This window comes from Thiospirillum jenense, from assembly GCF_014145225.1.
GTDB classification, from domain to species: domain Bacteria; phylum Pseudomonadota; class Gammaproteobacteria; order Chromatiales; family Chromatiaceae; genus Thiospirillum; species Thiospirillum jenense.
In genome coordinates, this window is record NZ_JABVCQ010000013.1 from 1 (window position 1) to 16,693 (window position 16,693).

Sequence of the window (16,693 nt, forward strand, 5' to 3'; positions counted from 1 at the left end):
CATTGCCGCTGGGGAAAGCGGAGATAATGCCACCGGTACCTATACTGTATAGGTATCTCAATATGGCTTGGCAATGGCAGAATCTATGCACGAATCAGAATATGATTCAATCGAAATTGTTGCGACTAGCTCTGTTTTTGGAGAGTTTGATTACTACTATTAGCAAGGTTCCATGCTCGAATGATTTAGCCGCCTAGCTTGGATTGCATACCATGCGCGGTGTGTTGAATAAAAACCAAATCTGAATGGCACGCAACCCAACATTTCCCTAGCGGCTCCGCTTAATTGTCGCGTTCACCTCAAACGTACAGCCACTCCATAGAACCATACGCCACGCAAAATGCACGTTGACGCAAATCGGGTCGCGTCATACTCGCGCAATTCGATGCCGAGTCTGTCATTATCTACTAAGCATACCGACCAGCAATTGGACACTTTGCGGGGCTTGGCAATTCGATTAGCAGCGTAGATTGGGTTGCCCATTCTACAACGTCGTGCCCGCGGGCCGCTTAACCTGTTCGTTAGGCGTTATCCGGGGCAACACATCAGGAAAAACCAGTATGAAACGCAAGCCGCGTAGGTTGAGTTGCCCGCGCACCGCGTCCCGCCAATTCACCATGTCCAATCGGGCAACCCAACATTCCCCGCCCGCAATAAAAAAACCGCCCTGTTTGCCCGGCGGCGGTTGGTTGATTCCAATTCCAATTCAAGCAACGGTTAATTGAATTGGGTTGGTGGGGAAATCGTAGCGGCGAATCCGCCTGACGGTTTCGCTTGCGTTCGACCCATCTTACTCGCTATGGTAAGATTTCCTTACTTTGGAGTAAATCTACAATGCTTGCAAAGATGACAACGAAAAATCAACTCACTTTGCCCAAGAGCGTGACGACAGCGGTCGGCGCCGGAGACTATTTTGATATACAAGTGCGCAATGGGCAGATTGTGCTGACCCCGGTGCGTATCCAACGGGCTGATGCGATCCGCGCAAAATTAGCAGAATTCGGGTTAGATGAGCGGGATATCGACGATGCCGTGGCGTGGGCGCGGTCAGCCAAAGGGATGCCAAGCGAATGAATCTGGCGGTTCCACGGGTGGTATTGGATACCAATCTGGTGTTATCTGCGTTGGTCTTTCACAGCGGTCGTCTCACACCACTGCGGACGTTCTGGCAAGAAGGAATGATGACGCCGTTGGTTTCTAAAACAACCACTGCCGAGTTGATTCGCGCCTTGGGCTATGCCAAGTTCAAGCTCGCGGCAACCGAACAAGAGGAATTGTTGGCGGATTACCTGCCCTACTGCTCGACAGTCGTGCTGCCCGACCCGCCGCCGCAGATGCCGGAATGCCGTGATCCAGCCGATGCCCCTTTCCTGCAACTGGCGCTTATTGGCAAAGCAGATGCCTTGGTGACCGGTGACAAAGATTTACTGGTGTTGGCGGAGACATTTCCCTGCCCGATTTTGACGGCGGAAGCGTTTATGGCGAAGTTGATTTAGGGTTACATTATTTGCCCCAAAAACAAAAACCCGCCCGCCATTCACTTGTTTTGATTAAATCCCCCACTCGCTGCGCTCGTGACCCCCTTTGTTAAAGGGGGGTTGATTTCCCCCTTTGCAAAAAGGGGGTAGGGGGATTTTCGGGTCACGCCTCGCGGCTGCCACCCAACCGACGCGATTGTGACTTGATTAGAGTTGTTTTAACTAGCAAAATCAGCTAGTTAGCTAGGTTAAAATTCCACAATCCAGCACAAACACCGAGAATTTTGTCATACAAATCAAAGTTATGAATACGGAGCCGATCTGAAAGAATACGAAATCGCTTTAATCCAGCAATACTATGCTCAACAAAAATACGCTCTGAAGCAAACTGTTTATTGATAGTTTTTTGTTCACTTGTTAATGGTTTATTTTTAGATTTTTTGTGTGGAATCGAAATGCTTTTACACCGATAATTATTAACAATTCCGGTGTATCCTGAATCAACTCTAATTGTACAATTTTCAAACCAGGGTAGCTCTGGTGGAAATTCTTGTTTTAATAGATGAAAGTCGTGTCTTCTACCGCCATAAGGACGACTTAAATATTTAATAAATCTATTTTTAGTCGAAATCAGCATAGTTTTTAATGCATGAGCTTTTTTACCCGAGTAGGTTTCTTTTGCTGTTGGTCATCGCTGGGACGTTGTATGCGCTGTTCAGTAGCATCAAAAATTAAGTCTTTTGCCGATCTTGCTTTAGGTCTGATGTTGTAATTTTCATTTATTTTTCTCGTGGTATTTGGAGAAATTTTATTGCACTATCATTCATTCTTTACGTTAGAACAACTCTATTAGAAATATGAACCGCCATCATTGGATCAAATAGAAATGCCAAACTAATCCGTTTGGCTTCGCAGGCTAATTGAAAAATTGCTGCATCACCATTAAAAGCAATGCACTCTTCAACGGCATGAATTGCAGCGGCGGTTGTTTGATCGAGCAGACAGTCTTTTATGCTGCCGTCAGCAATGCGATAGATCAGCTGGAGTGCCGCCTGTCCAATCAGGATCGCCGCCATTACCCGAACAGTTTGGCTAGGCACAATGCCGCTGAGAGTCTGACCCTGACAGATCGTGTCTAAGCGCATTGCTTCAATGCCCAGTTGAAAGCGGTGCGCATCACCGTCAAAAGGGCGCTTGTCTGGCGTAACTGTTATTTGCTTGATCTGCTCACGAGTGACAAACAAATCGTGGAATTGACCAGTCTCTAATCCCTTGCCTTGGATTTGGATTGATGCGCCAATGTCAGTGACCACGACGACCTGAATTGACTCAGGAATGATCGGGCCACGAATGATGGCGCCGGGCTTGAGGCTGTTTATATCCATGAACGTAACCGAGTCGGCTATTTGGTGACTCTAGCCCGCATGGCTCGCGGTGCTTGACTTTGCAACCACTCCGCAATCATCACTTCCAACATATTGGCCATGCTGCGCCGCTCGCGCAGGGCAATTTGCCGTAACGCATCCTTGAGTTCCGGTGTCAGCCTAACCGTCAGACTCTGGGTTTTCTGTGCCATTGAACATGCCCTTTGATTGTCTTGCAATTTGCTACAATAGTAGCAGGATTTCCTACAACCAACTGACCAATATCTTGGGTTAATTGCAACGCAACCCCCCCTATATCTTGTGCCATGACTAGCGTACTCACCCAACCCCCCGCTGCGGTGTTAAAGCAATTCCCAGCGTGTTTTGATCTTTCCAACCCTCGCCCACTCAAGGTCGGGATTCGGAAAGATGTCATGCAGCTATTGCGTCCTGTGGCTGAAGCTGAGGCTGAACAACACGGCCTGTCAGGCAAGGAGGCGCAAATGCAAATGGAGCGGCTTGTGAAATTAGCACTCAGTCACTACTGCACCCGCCCACACTATCTGCGGGCATTAGTGGCCGGGGCGGAACGAATTGATTTAACCGGGCAGGTGGTGGCGTTGGTGACTGCCGAAGCGGCGGCGCTTGCGCAAGCGCAATTGTTGCAATCCACCAATCAGCAACAGGACAAGCCCCAGCCAGCGCCATCCCGCCCAAGTGCGGCAGCGGCGCAAGCCGTGCTACCGGATAATGCACCTTTGACAGCGGAGAACATCGTGACTGGACGGCTCGAACTGACAATTAAGTTTTCGGCATTACCGCAAGCCATGCCAGTGAAGGCCGGCATGAAAATTGGTGTGCAGACGGACAGTGCGCTGGTGGTGATGACGCTGCCCAATAAGGCGTGGCAGAAACTAGCGAAGGCGCAAGCCGAGTGGCCGTCGTGGGTGGCGGCGGTCACTGGGAAATTGGGTGCTCAGGTCATGTCACCCGATGGGGCGATTGTGATGCTGGAGAGTCCTGCGGTGCAGGTGTTTGAGAAGAAGGGGAAAGTGTAGTTCTAACTTTAGTCAATAGGAAAAAAGCAATGTTTTACGGATTTAATTTAACAGAATTTAACTGCTGTGGAAATCACAACAGATCGCAGTTTGATATACAAAAATCAGGTATCAAAAAACAGTTAGTTGACTTGTTTTCAAGTAACTCGGCTATTGACGCTGAAGAAGTCGCTAACGTAATTTTTCCTACACAAGATTGTGATGCATTTCTATCGCATTCTAGTAGAGATATCAAGTTGGCGCTTGAAATTAAAGCTAGGTTAGAGAGCATTAACTTAAAAGTGTTTATTGATTCGCTTGTTTGGGATTCAGTCTACGAACTATTAGAAGCGATTGATAATAAACATTGCCTAAATCAAGACCAACAAACTTATGACTACAAAAAGTGTCAGGCATCTGCATCACATATTTACATGATCCTTAATTCTGCACTGCATCAGATGATTGATAAGTCAGAGGCTTTTATGTTTGTCAATACTGATAAATCTCTTGTGAAAGATTCAACGTACAGCGTCATTAATGACAAGGACAAAACCTACTCAGCTTGGATTCACTCAGAACTGCATTTCAGTAAATTGGTTGAAAGAAATAGACCACTTAGAATGCAGGTCGAACAGGGAATAGCTATAGAATCAATACAGCGTGCGCTATTAGCAAAGGCTCTACAAGTAAAACACCCTGCACCACTTGAACACCTCATTCCACTTAATGAAAGCAGGTTTAATGGCTGGGTTGAATCAGCCAGAAGAAATCCGCAGGCATGTCCGCTTGACCTGCTCTATGACCATTTTCAACCACGCTAATCGGTACTAAAAACCCATGAGCAACAAAATTAAACATCTCGAGTTTATCCAAAACGTCATTACTCGTATGGGACAAAACTCTTTTCTAATTAAAGGATGGTGTATTACGTTGCTCATTGGTTTGCTGGCGTTACACGCTCACAAACCACATTTAAATCTGTTTTGGTCTATGCTTATCTTGTTGCCGACCTTCTGGGAACTAGATGGGTTTTTCCTGATGACTGAAAGGCGTTATCGGGCACTCTATGATAGAGTGCGCATCTTGGATGAAGTCGCAATTGACTTTAGTATGAAAATCAATGTTAAAGATTGTAGCTGGCATGATGCTGTTTTTTCACAGACACTCAAGCTGTTTTACTTACCATTGATTATCATAGTCGTACTGCTTTTTATGGTTAAAACATGACAACTAAACCGTTTTATTTTCCGGCAATTTTTGCAGCCTTTTCTATCCAGAATCCCATATTGTTGTACCCGTCGTCATCAATCCAATCGTAAATTGGATAGTTAATTGCACCAAATGGATTTTTACCCTTTGTTGTGGTATTACCATCTTTATCTTTTATCTTATGTACATAAATTCCGAGCACACCGTTCCCCCTTCTGTGGCTACTTTTGATCTCGTATTCAATCCACCTTTTCCCCGCAGTATCAGCTCCGATTAATACAACAGTGACAGATGTTCCCTGAAGTTGCTTATCAATCCATGCTTGAATTGCAGAATCAGTCTTTCTTTTTACCTCTTCCCATTCTGCTGAATCAAAAAATCCAGAAGCCCCTCTATCTTTTGTAACCCAGCTATTACGAACAATGCCCGCTCGCCAGTTGTCTCTTTTGTATCTGAAACTGAAAAGGTTTGCCGTGCCATAAACATTCACCTATTTTTTTGAATCTTTAATAATCAATACAGACACAAACTCTCACACGGCACCCCGTCACCATCCCGATCTAATCGGCTGAGTCCGCACTCGGTCAAATAGTGCCGCGCTTCGGCACAATCGCTCATCTGCTTACAAGTGGTTTTATCACCACAGCCCGCACTGAATTGAACCGGTGATGCACCCTGACTCGGGATTGGCACGGACTCCACCACTGCCTCAACTGACCGCGCCAGCGGCGTCACACCCGGCAGGAATTCGATCCCGACTCGCTTGACCAGTTCGGCATAGCTGATCGGCTTACTCATCCGCGCATCATCTGTGTTCTCGACCCAGAACGCCCACGCTTGGTTTTTATCAGCGTCATACACCAATTTGTAAACATGGCTGGGTACCCAAACTTGACTTGCACCAATGATTGAGACGGGTTGGTTAACCACAGCGCCCGTGAACACAAACACATCGCCACTGGCGCGCATGACATATTTACGGGTAGCCGCCTCCACTGACTTTGCCCAAATGCCCCGGTTCAGGTCGGGCGCTTGCGGGATCATGTTGGCCAGTGAGAACGACTGCGCCATTGCATTGGGATTCGGCATGTCGGCCGCCGGTGCCATGTGGCCGCGATCAAAGCCCGACCCCTTGTAATCACTCAATAGCGCCCGATCCAGACTCGGCAAGCGAGCTTCTTCGTAGAACTTATCTGTGCGTTGTTCATCTTGGGCATCTTGCAAGCGAGCGCGGTTTAGACGCTCGACCACATAGACTGGGGTTTTTGTTTCTCCCGAGTGCAACACCGCAAAGCTGTCAAAGCAGATGTCGCGCACTTGCCCGGCGCTGGACTGAATTGAATCAAGCAAATATAAACCACTCGCTCACCGATACCGCCGCGGATCACACTCCATTCCAAGTTGATAGCGCCGCACCGCGCATTGATGCTCCGGTAATGTTTTAGAAAAATAATGACTACCATCACCCCGCGCCACGAAATACACACTGCCATCATCCTGCGGTTTCAATGCAGCTTTTAATGACGCCCGCCCCGGCAATGCAATTGGCGTTGGCGGCAACCCGCGCCGCGTATAAGTATTATATGGCGTGTCACGTTCCAAATCAGCGCGGCGCAGATTACCCGTGTATTCATCCCCCAACCCGTAAATCACCGTTGGATCCGTTTGCAATTTCATTCCCAACCGCAAACGGCGAATAAACACCCCCGCAATAGCCGGCCGTTCACGCGCTAATCCCGTTTCTTTTTCAATAATTGACGCCAAGATCAATGCTTCATAGGGCGTTTTTAATGGCAAATCTGGCTGGCGCAATGCCCACTCAGCCGCTAATACGCGCTGCATTTTTTGATGTGCCCGCCGCACAATCACCGTATCAGTCATGCCGCGCTGGAAATAATAAGTATCGGGAAATAACCAACCTTCGGGATGATCGCCATCAATCCCAAGTTTTTCAGCAATGATCGCCGCTGGTTGATTAGATAATTCGGAATGAAACACGGGTTGACGCGCAATAGCCGCCAGTGCATCACGATAGCGCCAGCCTTCAATAAACGTCACACTATATTGAATAGATTGACCCGCCACAATACGGTCGAGCAATTGCCGCGGCACCATGCCTGGCGCAATCGCATATTCACCCGCTTTAATTGAACGTGCTTTGCCATGTTCATAGGCCAGCGCAATAAAATAATGCGGATGACTCATCAATTGGTCACTCACCAATTGCTGCGCCAACGTGCGCACATTCATCCCTTTGGGAACATTCAACACCCGTGCTGGTTGATCGGCGGCAATGAACGGCGTGATTAAAAACTGTTGATAATCGCGCCAAACTGACCAACCGCCGACGGCAATGGCAATTAAAATAATTGACAAAACAATGCAGTTGCCAGTAATGAGGTGGCGAGGTTTTAAACGAGGAGGAGGAGGAGAGACACCGCGACGTGTTGCAGTCATTGGATCAATTCCCCAGTGTGCGTGGACTGAACTGGGGAATTAAAACCAGCGGCATAATTGGATAGTTAATTGCTGCGGGAGGATTAAAGACGCCGAAAAATCAACGTACCATTGGTGCCGCCGAAACCAAATGAATTGCTTAATACACAATTTAATTTCATTGGGCGGGCGATATTCGGCACCACATCAATATCGCACTCGGGATCGGGCGTTTCATAATTAATGGTCGGCGGCGCAACTTGATCGCGCAATGCCAAGATGCTGAAAATCGCCTCCGCACCACCCGCCGCGCCTAACATGTGGCCAGTCATAGACTTAGTCGAACTGACCGGCAGACGGCTCATGTGATGCCCGAACGCCAATTTCACACCCTTAACTTCAGCAATGTCACCCGCCGGCGTTGACGTGCCGTGCGCATTGACATAATCCACTTCGTCGGGATTGATGCCAGCATCCGCCATCGCTAATTTCATGCAATTACAGGCGCCCTGCCCATTTTCCGACGGCGCGGTCATGTGATACGCATCCGAGTTCATTGCAAATCCAATTAACTCAGCATAAATACGCGCCCCACGCGCTTTGGCAGCTTCGTATTCTTCTAATAATACAACGCCGGCACCATCGCTTAATACAAACCCGTCACGGTCACGGTCAAATGGGCGACTGGCGTGTTGCGGATCATCATTGCGCGTGGACAGGGCGCGGGCGGCGGCAAAACCACCCAACCCGACCGGTGAGGTCGCCATTTCCGCACCGCCGGCAATCATCGCGTCCACCATCCCGTGCCGAATCATAAACGCTGCATTACCAATGTTATGCGTACCGCTGCTACAGGCGGAAACAATGGAGTAATTCGGCCCCTGCAAGCCAAATTTAATAGATAAATCACCCGCCACCATATTAACAATATTAGCGGGGACAAAGAATGGCGAAATCTTGCGCGGGCCGCCATCACGATACGCGGCATAATTGTTTTCAATACCGGTAATGCCACCAATACCCGAGCCAATAGCAACGCCAATACGGTGGCGATTGGCATCAGTAATGGTTAAACCGGAATCTTCAATTGCTTGGGTGCCGGCGGCAATGCCATAGTGAATAAAGGCATCCATCTTGCGCAGGTCTTTTTTCGACACATATTGCGTCGCATCAAAGCCATAGATGGGCCCGCCGAAGCGAGTACTAAACGGTTCAACGTCAAAATGTGTAATGGTTTGAATTCCACTACGCCCATTGATGATGCTCTCCCAAGCCGTTTTCACATCGAATCCGACTGGCGCCACTATACCCAGACCGGTCACGACGACCCTTCTACCTGCCATGAATCACCTATTCCTAAACGAGTTATGCGCAATAAAACATTGCTGTTGAGTTGTTCAAGCAGTGTGCTGTTTTTAATACGGCAATACGCAGCGCAACCATTGCTGGATGCGCCACGATACCGCGTGGCACGGTCATTAACTCAGATGCGCGTTAATATAATCAACTGCTTGTTTAACCGTCGTGATTTTTTCGGCATCTTCATCAGGAATTTCGGTATCGAATTCCTCTTCTAGTGCCATGACTAATTCAACTGTATCGAGTGAATCAGCACCGAGGTCATCAACAAATGACGCCTCAAGTGTGACATCTTCTTCAGGAACACCTAATTGTTCAACAACAATTTTTTGAACACGTTCTTCGACACTACTCATAATAATTTAAACCTGTGATTAAGAAAGTGCGGACTAAAAACTCTAGTCAGTGTTGCTCAACAAAGCCATACAAAATCGCACTGCACAGAACAATTTTTGTATTGCTTTCTATCGCAATCAACCCCTAATACCCACGCATTCATGGTCATAGGCACCGGCGTTAATAGCAATTCAAGGTCTGGTTTGAGCAGGTCCAGACCGTATGTTTCTTTTTATAATCCTGATTGTATGGGATCGCAATTAAACCATGTACATCCCGCCATTGACATGCAGCGTTTCACCCGTAATGTAACTCGCCTCTGGTGACACTAAAAACGCCACCGCCGCTGCCACTTCCGCCGCTTGACCGAGCCGTTTGAGCGGAATATTCGCCAGCATCGCGGTTTTTTGCGTATCAGACAACACCCGCGTCATGTCGGTATCAATAAACCCCGGCGCGACGCAATTGATCGTCACACCCCGCGCACCCACTTCCCGCGCTAATGATTTGCTAAACCCAACCACGCCCGCTTTGGTCGCCGCATAATTCGCTTGCCCCGGATTACCGCTAAAACCAACCACCGACGTAATAGTAACAATTCGACCTTTGCGCGCCTTGAGCATACTCGCTACGCATAAACGGCTTAAACGAAACACGGCTGTTAAATTAGTCGCAATCACCGCATCCCATTCGGCATCTTTCATGCGCATTAACAAATTATCACGGGTGATGCCGGCGTTGTTAATTAAAATACTCGGCATCCGTCCCCATTGCTGTTCAATCTGCGCCAGCACCGCGTCAACCTGTTCGGCATCGGTCACATTCAAACATAAACCGCCGCCGGTGATCTGTTGTTCATTCAAATGCGCGCTAATGCCATCCGCGCCATTCTGAGTTGTCGCCGTGCCAATAACCGTAGCGCCGCGCTTGCCTAATTCAACTGCAATCGCTTGACCAATCCCGCGACTCGCGCCCGTCACCAGTGCTAATTCACCATCCAACTGCATCATGTTTTATTGTCCCACCGCTGCGTTCAATCCGTCTAATTCACCCAGCGCACCGAGTGTTAATTGCTTATCAATTCGCTTAATTAACCCAACTAATGTCTTCCCCGGTCCCGCTTCTAATACCGTTTGAATACCTGTTTGGGCAAAATATTGAATCGTTTCCACCCAGCGCACCGGACAATAAATCTGCTGTGCTAATAATTCGCGCAATTCATCAACCGTTGCCGCCGCCGTGACGCTCACATTATGAATCACTGGCAGACGCGGCAACTGCATTGGACTGTTCATTAATGCAGCGCGCAATGCTTCCGCCGCCGGCTGCATTAACGCACAATGCGATGGCACACTCACTGGCAATAATAACGCCCGTTTTGCACCCGCCGCTTTTGCTGTTAATAATACCTGCTCGACGGCGGCACGTTCACCGGCAATCACCACCTGCCCCGGCGCATTAAAATTGACGGCCGCGACAATTGCACCCGTCAATGCCTGCTGCTCGGCACACAGCGTCGTCACCTGCGCATCATCCAAACCAATCATTGCCGCCATCGCCCCTGCCCCGACTGGCACGGCCGCTTGCATCAAGCGCGCACGTTCCGCCACCAGCTGCGCCGCGACGGGCAAGGTCAGCGCCTCGGCACACACCAGCGCACTGTACTCGCCCAAACTGTGTCCCGCCAACGCCTGCGGCGCGGGAGTGCCGCCGCCCGCCGCTTGCCAACAGCGCCACACCGCGACATCGGCAGCCAACATCACCGGCTGCGTATTTTCGGTTTGATCCAATTCCGTCGCCGGTCCGTCGCAGACCAGTTGCCACAAATCCCGCCCGACGACGGCGGACACTTCGGCAAAGGTATCAATGACTTGCGGGTAGTGCGCCGCCAAATCAGCCAACATGCCGATTGATTGCGACCCTTGTCCGGGAAAAACGACTGCGTAATTGACGTTCATTTAACTTTGCAATGCGTGTTTTAATAAAAATAAATAAAACTGTTGTACCATTAGCATTTAATAGCGCAGCAACACCGAACCCCAAGTGAACCCGCCACCAAAGGCTTCCATTAACACCGTTTGCCCGCGTTGAATCCGCCCATCGCGCACCGCTCGATCAAAGGCTAATGGAATGGATGCGGCCGAGGTATTCCCGTGATCTTCAACGGTCACAACCACCTGCTCCATATCCAAATCTAATTTGCGCGCCGTCGCTTGAATAATGCGCATATTGGCTTGATGCGGCACCAACCAATCAATATCCGAGCGTTCCATGCCATTCGCTTCTAAGGTTTCATCCACAATCCGCCCGAGTGTCGTCACCGCCACGCGAAACACTTCATTGCCTTTCATTTCCATATACGGCGAACCAGTATAGCCATTTCCAATACCGGCCGGCACTTGCAATAATGAACGATACGCCCCGTCGGCGTGTAAATGCGAAGAAATAATCCCCGGTTCATCCGCCGCACCTAATACCACGGCACCCGCGCCATCGCCAAATAACACGCAGGTCACGCGATCCGTCCAATCAATAATGCGTGACAGCGTTTCTGCACCGACGACTAATACGCGCTGGGCGCTGCCGGTGCGAATAAACTTATCAGCGACGGATAACGCATAAATAAAACCGGTACACACTGCTTGAATATCAAATGCTGGGCAGCCGTGAATATCTAATCGGTGTTGTAATAAACAGGCGCTACTGGGAAAGGTTTGTTCGGGCGTGGTGGTGGCAACAATAATTAAATCAATGTCATTCGCGGTTAATCCCGCCGCATCGAGCGCCCGCCGCGCCGCCGCTTCCGCCAAATCCACGCAGGTTTCACCATCGCGGGCGATGTGGCGTTGGCGAATACCGGTGCGCTCCCGAATCCACGCATCGGTGGTGTCCACCATCTGCTCTAAATCACTGTTAGTCAAGACTTTTTCAGGTAAAAAGCCGCCAGTACCGAGAATGCGTGAAAACGTCATCAGACCGCTGCTCTCTGCTCATGCGTAATAAAATGCGCCGCCACTTGATGGGCGATGCGGTCGGGGATATTCGCGTGAATTTCTTTTTTCGCACTATGAAGTGCATTTTCAAACGCGAGGACATCCGCCCCGCCGTGACTTTTAATCACAATACCACGCAATCCTAATAAACTAGCGCCATTGTAACGGCGCGGATCCACTTCACGACGGAAGCGTCTAATCACGGGTAAAGCAATAATCCCGGCCAACTTGGTGAATACATTCCGGCGGAATTGCTGCTTTAATAAATGCGCTAATAACTTGGCCACGCCTTCGCTGGTTTTTAATGCGACATTGCCGACAAATCCATCGCAAACCACCACGTCGGTATTCCCAATATAAATGGCATCGCCTTCAACATAGCCAATATAATTCAAATGGCTGGCGCTGATCAGTTCATGCGCCCGCTTGACGTGTTCATTGCCTTTAATTTCTTCTTCACCGATGTTTAATAAGCCAACGCGGGGCGCGTCAATTGACGTGACAGCGCGGACGAATTCATTACCCATGACGGCGAATTGAAATAACTGCTCGGCGGTGCAATCAATATTCGCACCCAAATCAAGCATGTATGTCTGACCACGCACCGATGGCACCGCCGTCATAATTGCCGGGCGATCCACATTGGGCAGCGTTTTTAAGACAAATCGCGCTGTCGCCATTAACGCGCCGGTATTACCCGCGCTGACACACGCATTCGCCTCACCGCGCTTGACTAATTCCAATGCAATGCGCATCGAGGAATCTTTTTTATTTCGCAGGGCTTTAGACGGCAATTCATCCATGCCGACCGTTTGTGAGGCGTGTTGAATACGCACTTGCGTCGGTAAACCCGTTTTGAAATACGGTTGTAATACCTCCTGTTGACCGACTAGAATCAATCGCGTCTCAGGTGATGTGCGCAAAAAATTAAGGGCAGCAGGAATAGTGACGGCGGGGCCGTGATCGCCACCCATCACGTCAAGTGCAATCGTTTGCAGTGCGCTCAACGGCGGTGTCCCAATGATGAGTTCAATAATAGGTTAATTAACATCGGCTCATCAACACTGTTATTCAACGCCGTCATCAGTGCGATCAATCACCCGCCGTCCACGATAAAACCCATCAGGCGTTAAATGATGGCGGCGATGAATTTCACCGGTTTGTTTATCTTCAGATAAGGTCGGTTTGGACAGCGCGTCATGGGAGCGCCGCATTCCACGTTTTGATGGAGTTTTACGATTTTGTTGAACGGCCATGTCAAATAATCTCTATTAAAATCACTCGGGTTTTTTAATCACTGTGAATACGGCACTACGCTGACTGTATTCACGGGTTCATTCACACTCACAACCGCTCAGGCGGCGCTTTCCAATTCGCCAATGCCGCCGCAAACGGATTAACACGCGCATTCTGATCGCTCGGTGGCGCAACCTCAGTCGCCGTCACCTGCGCCGCCAGCCACCGTTCGCAGTGTTCCGCGGCCGCGTGGCGTGGAATTGCCGGCACCGCCAACAGCAATTCATCTTCAATAAACTGGTGCGGCGGGATCAGGCGCTCCTCGACCAACAGCGGTTCGTAGCACTCAGGCAACTGCTCAAGCGCGTCAAGATCGCGCAGCAGCGCCAAGTTGAGCGTTGCATTGACGGGCAGTGCCAGCGTTCCTAAACACCGTTGGCACACCACTTGCAACGTGGTCTCCAGCGTTCCCGTCACCACCGCCCGCCCGTCGCGGTCAATGCCAAACTGGATTTGGTAGGTCACAGCAGCGTCGGCATCGGTGCTGACCAGCAACGGTTGCAGGCGGGGAAAAATCGCCAGCGCCAGCGCCCCGGCGTACTGTTCCCGCCGCGCCGCCGCTCGCCAGGGATCAAGCAAATCGGGCAAGATCACGACCATAAGTGGGCAATTTTCAAGGAAATGGGGCGCAGTTGTCAATTGACCGCGAACGGATGGCGCACGATCAGCGTTTGGTAACGGTCGGGGCCGGTGGAAATCAGGTCAATCGGCCGCCCGCCCAACTCTTCAATTTTGGCTAAATAATCCCGCGCTGCCTGTGGTAATTCGGCCAACGAGGTCGCGCCGACGGTCGAATCCGACCAGCCGGGCATCTCCAAATAACGCGGCGTGACCCGTGCCAATTCATCCGCCAGCCCCGGCGGTGCGTGTAATTCTTCACCGTCCAGTTCATAACCGATGCAAATGCGCAACGTGTCGAGTCCGTCCAACACGTCGAGTTTGGTGATGCACAAACCGGAAACGCTGTTGACCGCAAATGACCGCCGTAGCGCGACCATGTCCAGCCAGCCGCAGCGGCGCTTGCGTCCAGTGGTCGCGCCGAATTCGTGACCGCGTTTGCCCAAATAATCGCCGTCAGCATCAAACAATTCGGTCGGGAACGGCCCGCCGCCGACACGGGTGGTGTAGGCTTTGACGATGCCCAAAACGTAATCCAGATCGAGCGGCCCGACGCCGCTGCCACTCGCCGCCCCGCCGGCGGTTGTGGTAGATGAGGTCACAAATGGGTAGGTGCCGTGGTCAATATCCAACAACGCGCCCTGCGCCCCTTCAAATAACAAGCACGCATTTTTACTGCGCAAGTGGTGCAATAACCCCGTGACATCCATCACCAGCGGCGCGATCTGCTCGGCTTGCGCGAGGGCGGCATCCAAACACTGTTGCAAATCCACCGCCTCGGCGTGGAAATATTGCGTCAACACAAAGTTGTGATATTCCAACACCTCGCGCAGGCGCTCGGCAAAATGATCGGCGTCAAACAACTCATCTAACCGAATGCCGCGCCGCGCAATTTTATCCTCATACGCCGGCCCGATGCCGCGACCGGTCGTGCCAATCGCTTTACTGCCCCGCGCGGCCTCCCGCGCCCGATCCAGCGCGATGTGATGCGGCAAAATCACCGCGCACGACGGGCTAATCCACAGCCGCCCGCGCACCTGCACCCCGCGCTGTTCTAACGTGTTAATTTCCTGCAACAGCGCCTCGGGTGACAACACGACGCCGTTGCCGATCAAACATTGCACCCCGGGGTGGAGAATCCCCGACGGAATCAGGTGCAAAATGGTTTGCTCACCGTTAATCACCAGCGTGTGGCCGGCGTTATGTCCGCCCTGAAAGCGCACCACCGCATTAGCGCGTTCGGTCAGCAAATCAACAATTTTGCCCTTCCCTTCATCGCCCCACTGCGTCCCGATAATTACGACATTTTTGCCCATGATTCCGTCCATTCATTCAATAAAAAAATGCAATGCTTGGTCACAAGTTAATTCAGCCAATTGCCACGCGCCATTGCGATAAATCAATTGTTGATGACAGCCGAGTGCGGCGACTTCATTGACCTGACCGGGCAGCCAATGTATCACCCGTTGACCAGCCGCACGCAATTGGTCAATCACGATTTGTAATGCGGCATCTGGTCGCCACGGCGCTAAAATACCAGTGCGCGGCGGGGGCGGCGGTTGATTAGCCAGCGCCATTAAACCCTTGAGATCACTACTAAAACCGACCGCTGGACGGGCGTGACCAAAGACTTTACCAATATCATCATAGCGCCCGCCGCGTGCAATTTCTAATCCCCAGCCGGGTACAAATGCGGCAAAGACCACGCCCGTTTTATAGGTGTACCCGCGCAATTCGGCTAAATCAAAATGCACTGGCACCTGCGGCAACCAGGCGTGTAATTGATTCGCCACTTGACGCAGATTATCTAATGCCACCTGCACCGCGTCCTGTGCTGGCGCGAATAGCAATTCCGCTCGTTCCAGCGCATCATCGCCATTTAATTCAATTAACCCAAGCAACATGTCTGCAATCGGCGATGTTAATTGCCATTCATCCAGAATCAATGCGGTTAATTCGGCCGCGGCCTTGCGCTGCAACACATCAAACAACGTCATCTCTTGCGCACGAGTCAATTTGGCTTGCTGCGCCAATGCGCGGTAAATTCCAACATGACCTAAATCAAGATACGGCGATTCAATTCCCGCCGCCGCCAGCGTTAATAATAATAACCGCAGAATTTCAACATCACTTTCCGCGCCGGCATGACCAAATAACTCCGCCCCAATTTGCATTGGACTGCGCGTCCCGGCAAATCCATCCGAGCGCGTGTGCAATACCGTGCCGAGATAACACAAGCGCGTTGGTGCATTGCGTTTTAATTGATGCGCATCCATACGCGCCACCTGCGGCGTCATATCCGCACGAATGCCTAATAACCGCCCGCTTAATTGGTCAGTTAATTTGAACGTCTGCAAATCCAAATCATGGCCGGTGCCAGTTAATAGACTATCCAAATAATCAATGAATGGCGTCACCACCAATTCATAGCCCCAACTGGCATATAAATCCAGCAGAGCGCGGCGCAGTTGTTCTAAACGCTGCGCCTGCTCGGGCAAGGCTTCTTCAATGCCAACCGGCAATAACCACTGTGCATCATTCATTGGGTGTCATCACCGAATTAC

Annotated in this window: 21 protein-coding genes and 1 pseudogene; 5 read left to right on the plus strand and 17 right to left on the minus strand. The window is 50.5% G+C overall.

Features of this window, described 5'->3' with window-relative positions:
* Positions 1-545: 545 nt before the first annotated feature.
* A complete protein-coding gene (locus tag HUK38_RS15105) occupies positions 546-710 on the minus strand; it encodes a hypothetical protein (protein ID WP_238787516.1) in 165 nt (54 codons plus the stop codon).
* Between the two features lie 124 nt (positions 711-834).
* On the opposite strand from HUK38_RS15105, the gene HUK38_RS07310 reads away from it, so the two are divergent.
* Positions 835-1,074, plus strand: a complete 240-nt coding sequence (locus tag HUK38_RS07310) for an AbrB/MazE/SpoVT family DNA-binding domain-containing protein (protein ID WP_182583674.1) — start codon at positions 835-837, stop codon at positions 1,072-1,074.
* Positions 1,071-1,496: a putative toxin-antitoxin system toxin component, PIN family gene (locus HUK38_RS07315; protein ID WP_182583675.1), complete on the plus strand. Its 426-nt coding sequence runs from the start codon at positions 1,071-1,073 to the stop codon at positions 1,494-1,496. Before HUK38_RS07310 ends, HUK38_RS07315 begins: the two co-directional genes overlap by 4 nt.
* Before the next feature lie 217 nt (positions 1,497-1,713).
* Here the strand turns inward: HUK38_RS07315 and HUK38_RS07320 are convergent.
* The 3 genes and pseudogenes from HUK38_RS07320 to HUK38_RS07330 form a co-directional block, all read right to left on the minus strand.
* Positions 1,714-2,145 (minus strand): annotated as a pseudogene (locus HUK38_RS07320) (transposase family protein); the annotation flags it as partial.
* A gap of 163 nt (positions 2,146-2,308) precedes the next feature.
* Entirely contained in the window at positions 2,309-2,863 is a 555-nt protein-coding gene (locus tag HUK38_RS07325) for a hypothetical protein (protein WP_182583676.1), read from the minus strand.
* Positions 2,864-2,880: 17 nt separating this feature from the next.
* Entirely contained in the window at positions 2,881-3,054 is a 174-nt protein-coding gene (locus tag HUK38_RS07330) for a ribbon-helix-helix protein, CopG family (protein ID WP_182583677.1), read from the minus strand.
* A gap of 114 nt (positions 3,055-3,168) precedes the next feature.
* Between HUK38_RS07330 and HUK38_RS07335 the strand changes: the two genes are divergently transcribed.
* Genes HUK38_RS07335 through HUK38_RS07345 form a run of 3 tightly spaced genes read left to right on the plus strand, consistent with a single transcriptional unit; the run spans position 3,169 to position 5,109 of the window.
* Positions 3,169-3,900 carry a ProQ/FINO family protein gene (locus HUK38_RS07335; protein WP_182583678.1) on the plus strand — a complete coding sequence of 244 codons (732 nt, stop codon included), beginning with the start codon at positions 3,169-3,171 and terminating at the stop codon, positions 3,898-3,900.
* 29 nt (positions 3,901-3,929) lie between these two features.
* A complete protein-coding gene (locus HUK38_RS07340; protein ID WP_182583679.1) occupies positions 3,930-4,703 on the plus strand; it encodes a toll/interleukin-1 receptor domain-containing protein in 774 nt (257 codons plus the stop codon).
* Positions 4,704-4,719: 16 nt separating this feature from the next.
* Positions 4,720-5,109, plus strand: a complete 390-nt coding sequence (locus HUK38_RS07345; RefSeq protein ID WP_182583680.1) for a hypothetical protein — start codon at positions 4,720-4,722, stop codon at positions 5,107-5,109.
* 13 nt (positions 5,110-5,122) lie between these two features.
* On the opposite strand, the gene HUK38_RS07350 is transcribed toward HUK38_RS07345, so the two are convergent.
* From HUK38_RS07350 to HUK38_RS07410, 13 genes are all read right to left on the minus strand, one after another.
* Positions 5,123-5,581: a TIR domain-containing protein gene (locus HUK38_RS07350; RefSeq protein ID WP_182583681.1), complete on the minus strand. Its 459-nt coding sequence runs from the start codon at positions 5,579-5,581 to the stop codon at positions 5,123-5,125.
* A 23-nt stretch (positions 5,582-5,604) separates the two neighbouring features.
* Positions 5,605-6,441 carry a DNA/RNA non-specific endonuclease gene (locus HUK38_RS07355; protein ID WP_182583682.1) on the minus strand — a complete coding sequence of 279 codons (837 nt, stop codon included), beginning with the start codon at positions 6,439-6,441 and terminating at the stop codon, positions 5,605-5,607.
* 15 nt (positions 6,442-6,456) lie between these two features.
* Positions 6,457-7,548, minus strand: a complete 1,092-nt coding sequence (mltG, locus tag HUK38_RS07360) for an endolytic transglycosylase MltG (RefSeq protein ID WP_182583683.1) — start codon at positions 7,546-7,548, stop codon at positions 6,457-6,459.
* An 83-nt stretch (positions 7,549-7,631) separates the two neighbouring features.
* On the minus strand, positions 7,632-8,870 hold the full coding sequence (gene fabF / locus HUK38_RS07365) for a beta-ketoacyl-ACP synthase II (RefSeq protein ID WP_182583684.1): 1,239 nt from the start codon (positions 8,868-8,870) through the stop codon (positions 7,632-7,634).
* Between the two features lie 135 nt (positions 8,871-9,005).
* Complete coding sequence (gene acpP / locus HUK38_RS07370; RefSeq protein WP_182583685.1) at positions 9,006-9,242, minus strand: acyl carrier protein; 237 nt, start codon at positions 9,240-9,242, stop codon at positions 9,006-9,008.
* Between the two features lie 240 nt (positions 9,243-9,482).
* Positions 9,483-10,229: a 3-oxoacyl-ACP reductase FabG gene (gene fabG, locus HUK38_RS07375; protein ID WP_182583744.1), complete on the minus strand. Its 747-nt coding sequence runs from the start codon at positions 10,227-10,229 to the stop codon at positions 9,483-9,485.
* Positions 10,230-10,235: 6 nt separating this feature from the next.
* Positions 10,236-11,180, minus strand: coding sequence for an ACP S-malonyltransferase (fabD, locus tag HUK38_RS07380; protein WP_182583686.1), 945 nt, complete (start codon positions 11,178-11,180; stop codon positions 10,236-10,238).
* A gap of 57 nt (positions 11,181-11,237) precedes the next feature.
* A complete protein-coding gene (locus HUK38_RS07385) occupies positions 11,238-12,194 on the minus strand; it encodes a beta-ketoacyl-ACP synthase III (protein ID WP_182583687.1) in 957 nt (318 codons plus the stop codon).
* On the minus strand, positions 12,194-13,222 hold the full coding sequence (plsX, locus tag HUK38_RS07390; RefSeq protein ID WP_182583688.1) for a phosphate acyltransferase PlsX: 1,029 nt from the start codon (positions 13,220-13,222) through the stop codon (positions 12,194-12,196). Before plsX ends, HUK38_RS07385 begins: the two co-directional genes overlap by 1 nt.
* Before the next feature lie 60 nt (positions 13,223-13,282).
* Positions 13,283-13,471, minus strand: a complete 189-nt coding sequence (gene rpmF, locus HUK38_RS07395; protein ID WP_182583689.1) for a 50S ribosomal protein L32 — start codon at positions 13,469-13,471, stop codon at positions 13,283-13,285.
* Positions 13,472-13,559: 88 nt separating this feature from the next.
* Complete coding sequence (locus HUK38_RS07400) at positions 13,560-14,111, minus strand: YceD family protein (RefSeq protein ID WP_182583690.1); 552 nt, start codon at positions 14,109-14,111, stop codon at positions 13,560-13,562.
* Positions 14,112-14,146: 35 nt separating this feature from the next.
* Positions 14,147-15,445: an adenylosuccinate synthase gene (locus HUK38_RS07405; RefSeq protein WP_182583691.1), complete on the minus strand. Its 1,299-nt coding sequence runs from the start codon at positions 15,443-15,445 to the stop codon at positions 14,147-14,149.
* Between the two features lie 12 nt (positions 15,446-15,457).
* On the minus strand, positions 15,458-16,672 hold the full coding sequence (locus HUK38_RS07410) for an ATP phosphoribosyltransferase regulatory subunit (protein ID WP_182583692.1): 1,215 nt from the start codon (positions 16,670-16,672) through the stop codon (positions 15,458-15,460).
* Positions 16,673-16,693: the final 21 nt, after the last annotated feature.

Bases quoted from the DNA above. Each gene is read 5' to 3' on its own strand.
- HUK38_RS07310 (WP_182583674.1), top strand. From the start codon at position 835: ATGCTTGCAAAGATGACAACGAAAAATCAACTCACTTTGCCCAAGAGC.
- HUK38_RS07315 (WP_182583675.1), top strand. From the start codon at position 1,071: ATGAATCTGGCGGTTCCACGGGTGGTATTGGATACCAATCTGGTGTTA.
- HUK38_RS07325 (WP_182583676.1), bottom strand. From the start codon at position 2,863: ATGGATATAAACAGCCTCAAGCCCGGCGCCATCATTCGTGGCCCGATC.
- HUK38_RS07330 (WP_182583677.1), bottom strand. From the start codon at position 3,054: ATGGCACAGAAAACCCAGAGTCTGACGGTTAGGCTGACACCGGAACTC.
- HUK38_RS07335 (WP_182583678.1), top strand. From the start codon at position 3,169: ATGACTAGCGTACTCACCCAACCCCCCGCTGCGGTGTTAAAGCAATTC.
- HUK38_RS07340 (WP_182583679.1), top strand. From the start codon at position 3,930: ATGTTTTACGGATTTAATTTAACAGAATTTAACTGCTGTGGAAATCAC.
- HUK38_RS07345 (WP_182583680.1), top strand. From the start codon at position 4,720: ATGAGCAACAAAATTAAACATCTCGAGTTTATCCAAAACGTCATTACT.
- mltG (WP_182583683.1), bottom strand. From the start codon at position 7,548: ATGACTGCAACACGTCGCGGTGTCTCTCCTCCTCCTCCTCGTTTAAAA.
- fabF (WP_182583684.1), bottom strand. From the start codon at position 8,870: ATGGCAGGTAGAAGGGTCGTCGTGACCGGTCTGGGTATAGTGGCGCCA.
- acpP (WP_182583685.1), bottom strand. From the start codon at position 9,242: ATGAGTAGTGTCGAAGAACGTGTTCAAAAAATTGTTGTTGAACAATTA.
- fabG (WP_182583744.1), bottom strand. From the start codon at position 10,229: ATGCAGTTGGATGGTGAATTAGCACTGGTGACGGGCGCGAGTCGCGGG.
- fabD (WP_182583686.1), bottom strand. From the start codon at position 11,180: ATGAACGTCAATTACGCAGTCGTTTTTCCCGGACAAGGGTCGCAATCA.
- HUK38_RS07385 (WP_182583687.1), bottom strand. From the start codon at position 12,194: ATGACGTTTTCACGCATTCTCGGTACTGGCGGCTTTTTACCTGAAAAA.
- rpmF (WP_182583689.1), bottom strand. From the start codon at position 13,471: ATGGCCGTTCAACAAAATCGTAAAACTCCATCAAAACGTGGAATGCGG.
- HUK38_RS07400 (WP_182583690.1), bottom strand. From the start codon at position 14,111: ATGGTCGTGATCTTGCCCGATTTGCTTGATCCCTGGCGAGCGGCGGCG.
- HUK38_RS07405 (WP_182583691.1), bottom strand. From the start codon at position 15,445: ATGGGCAAAAATGTCGTAATTATCGGGACGCAGTGGGGCGATGAAGGG.
- HUK38_RS07410 (WP_182583692.1), bottom strand. From the start codon at position 16,672: ATGAATGATGCACAGTGGTTATTGCCGGTTGGCATTGAAGAAGCCTTG.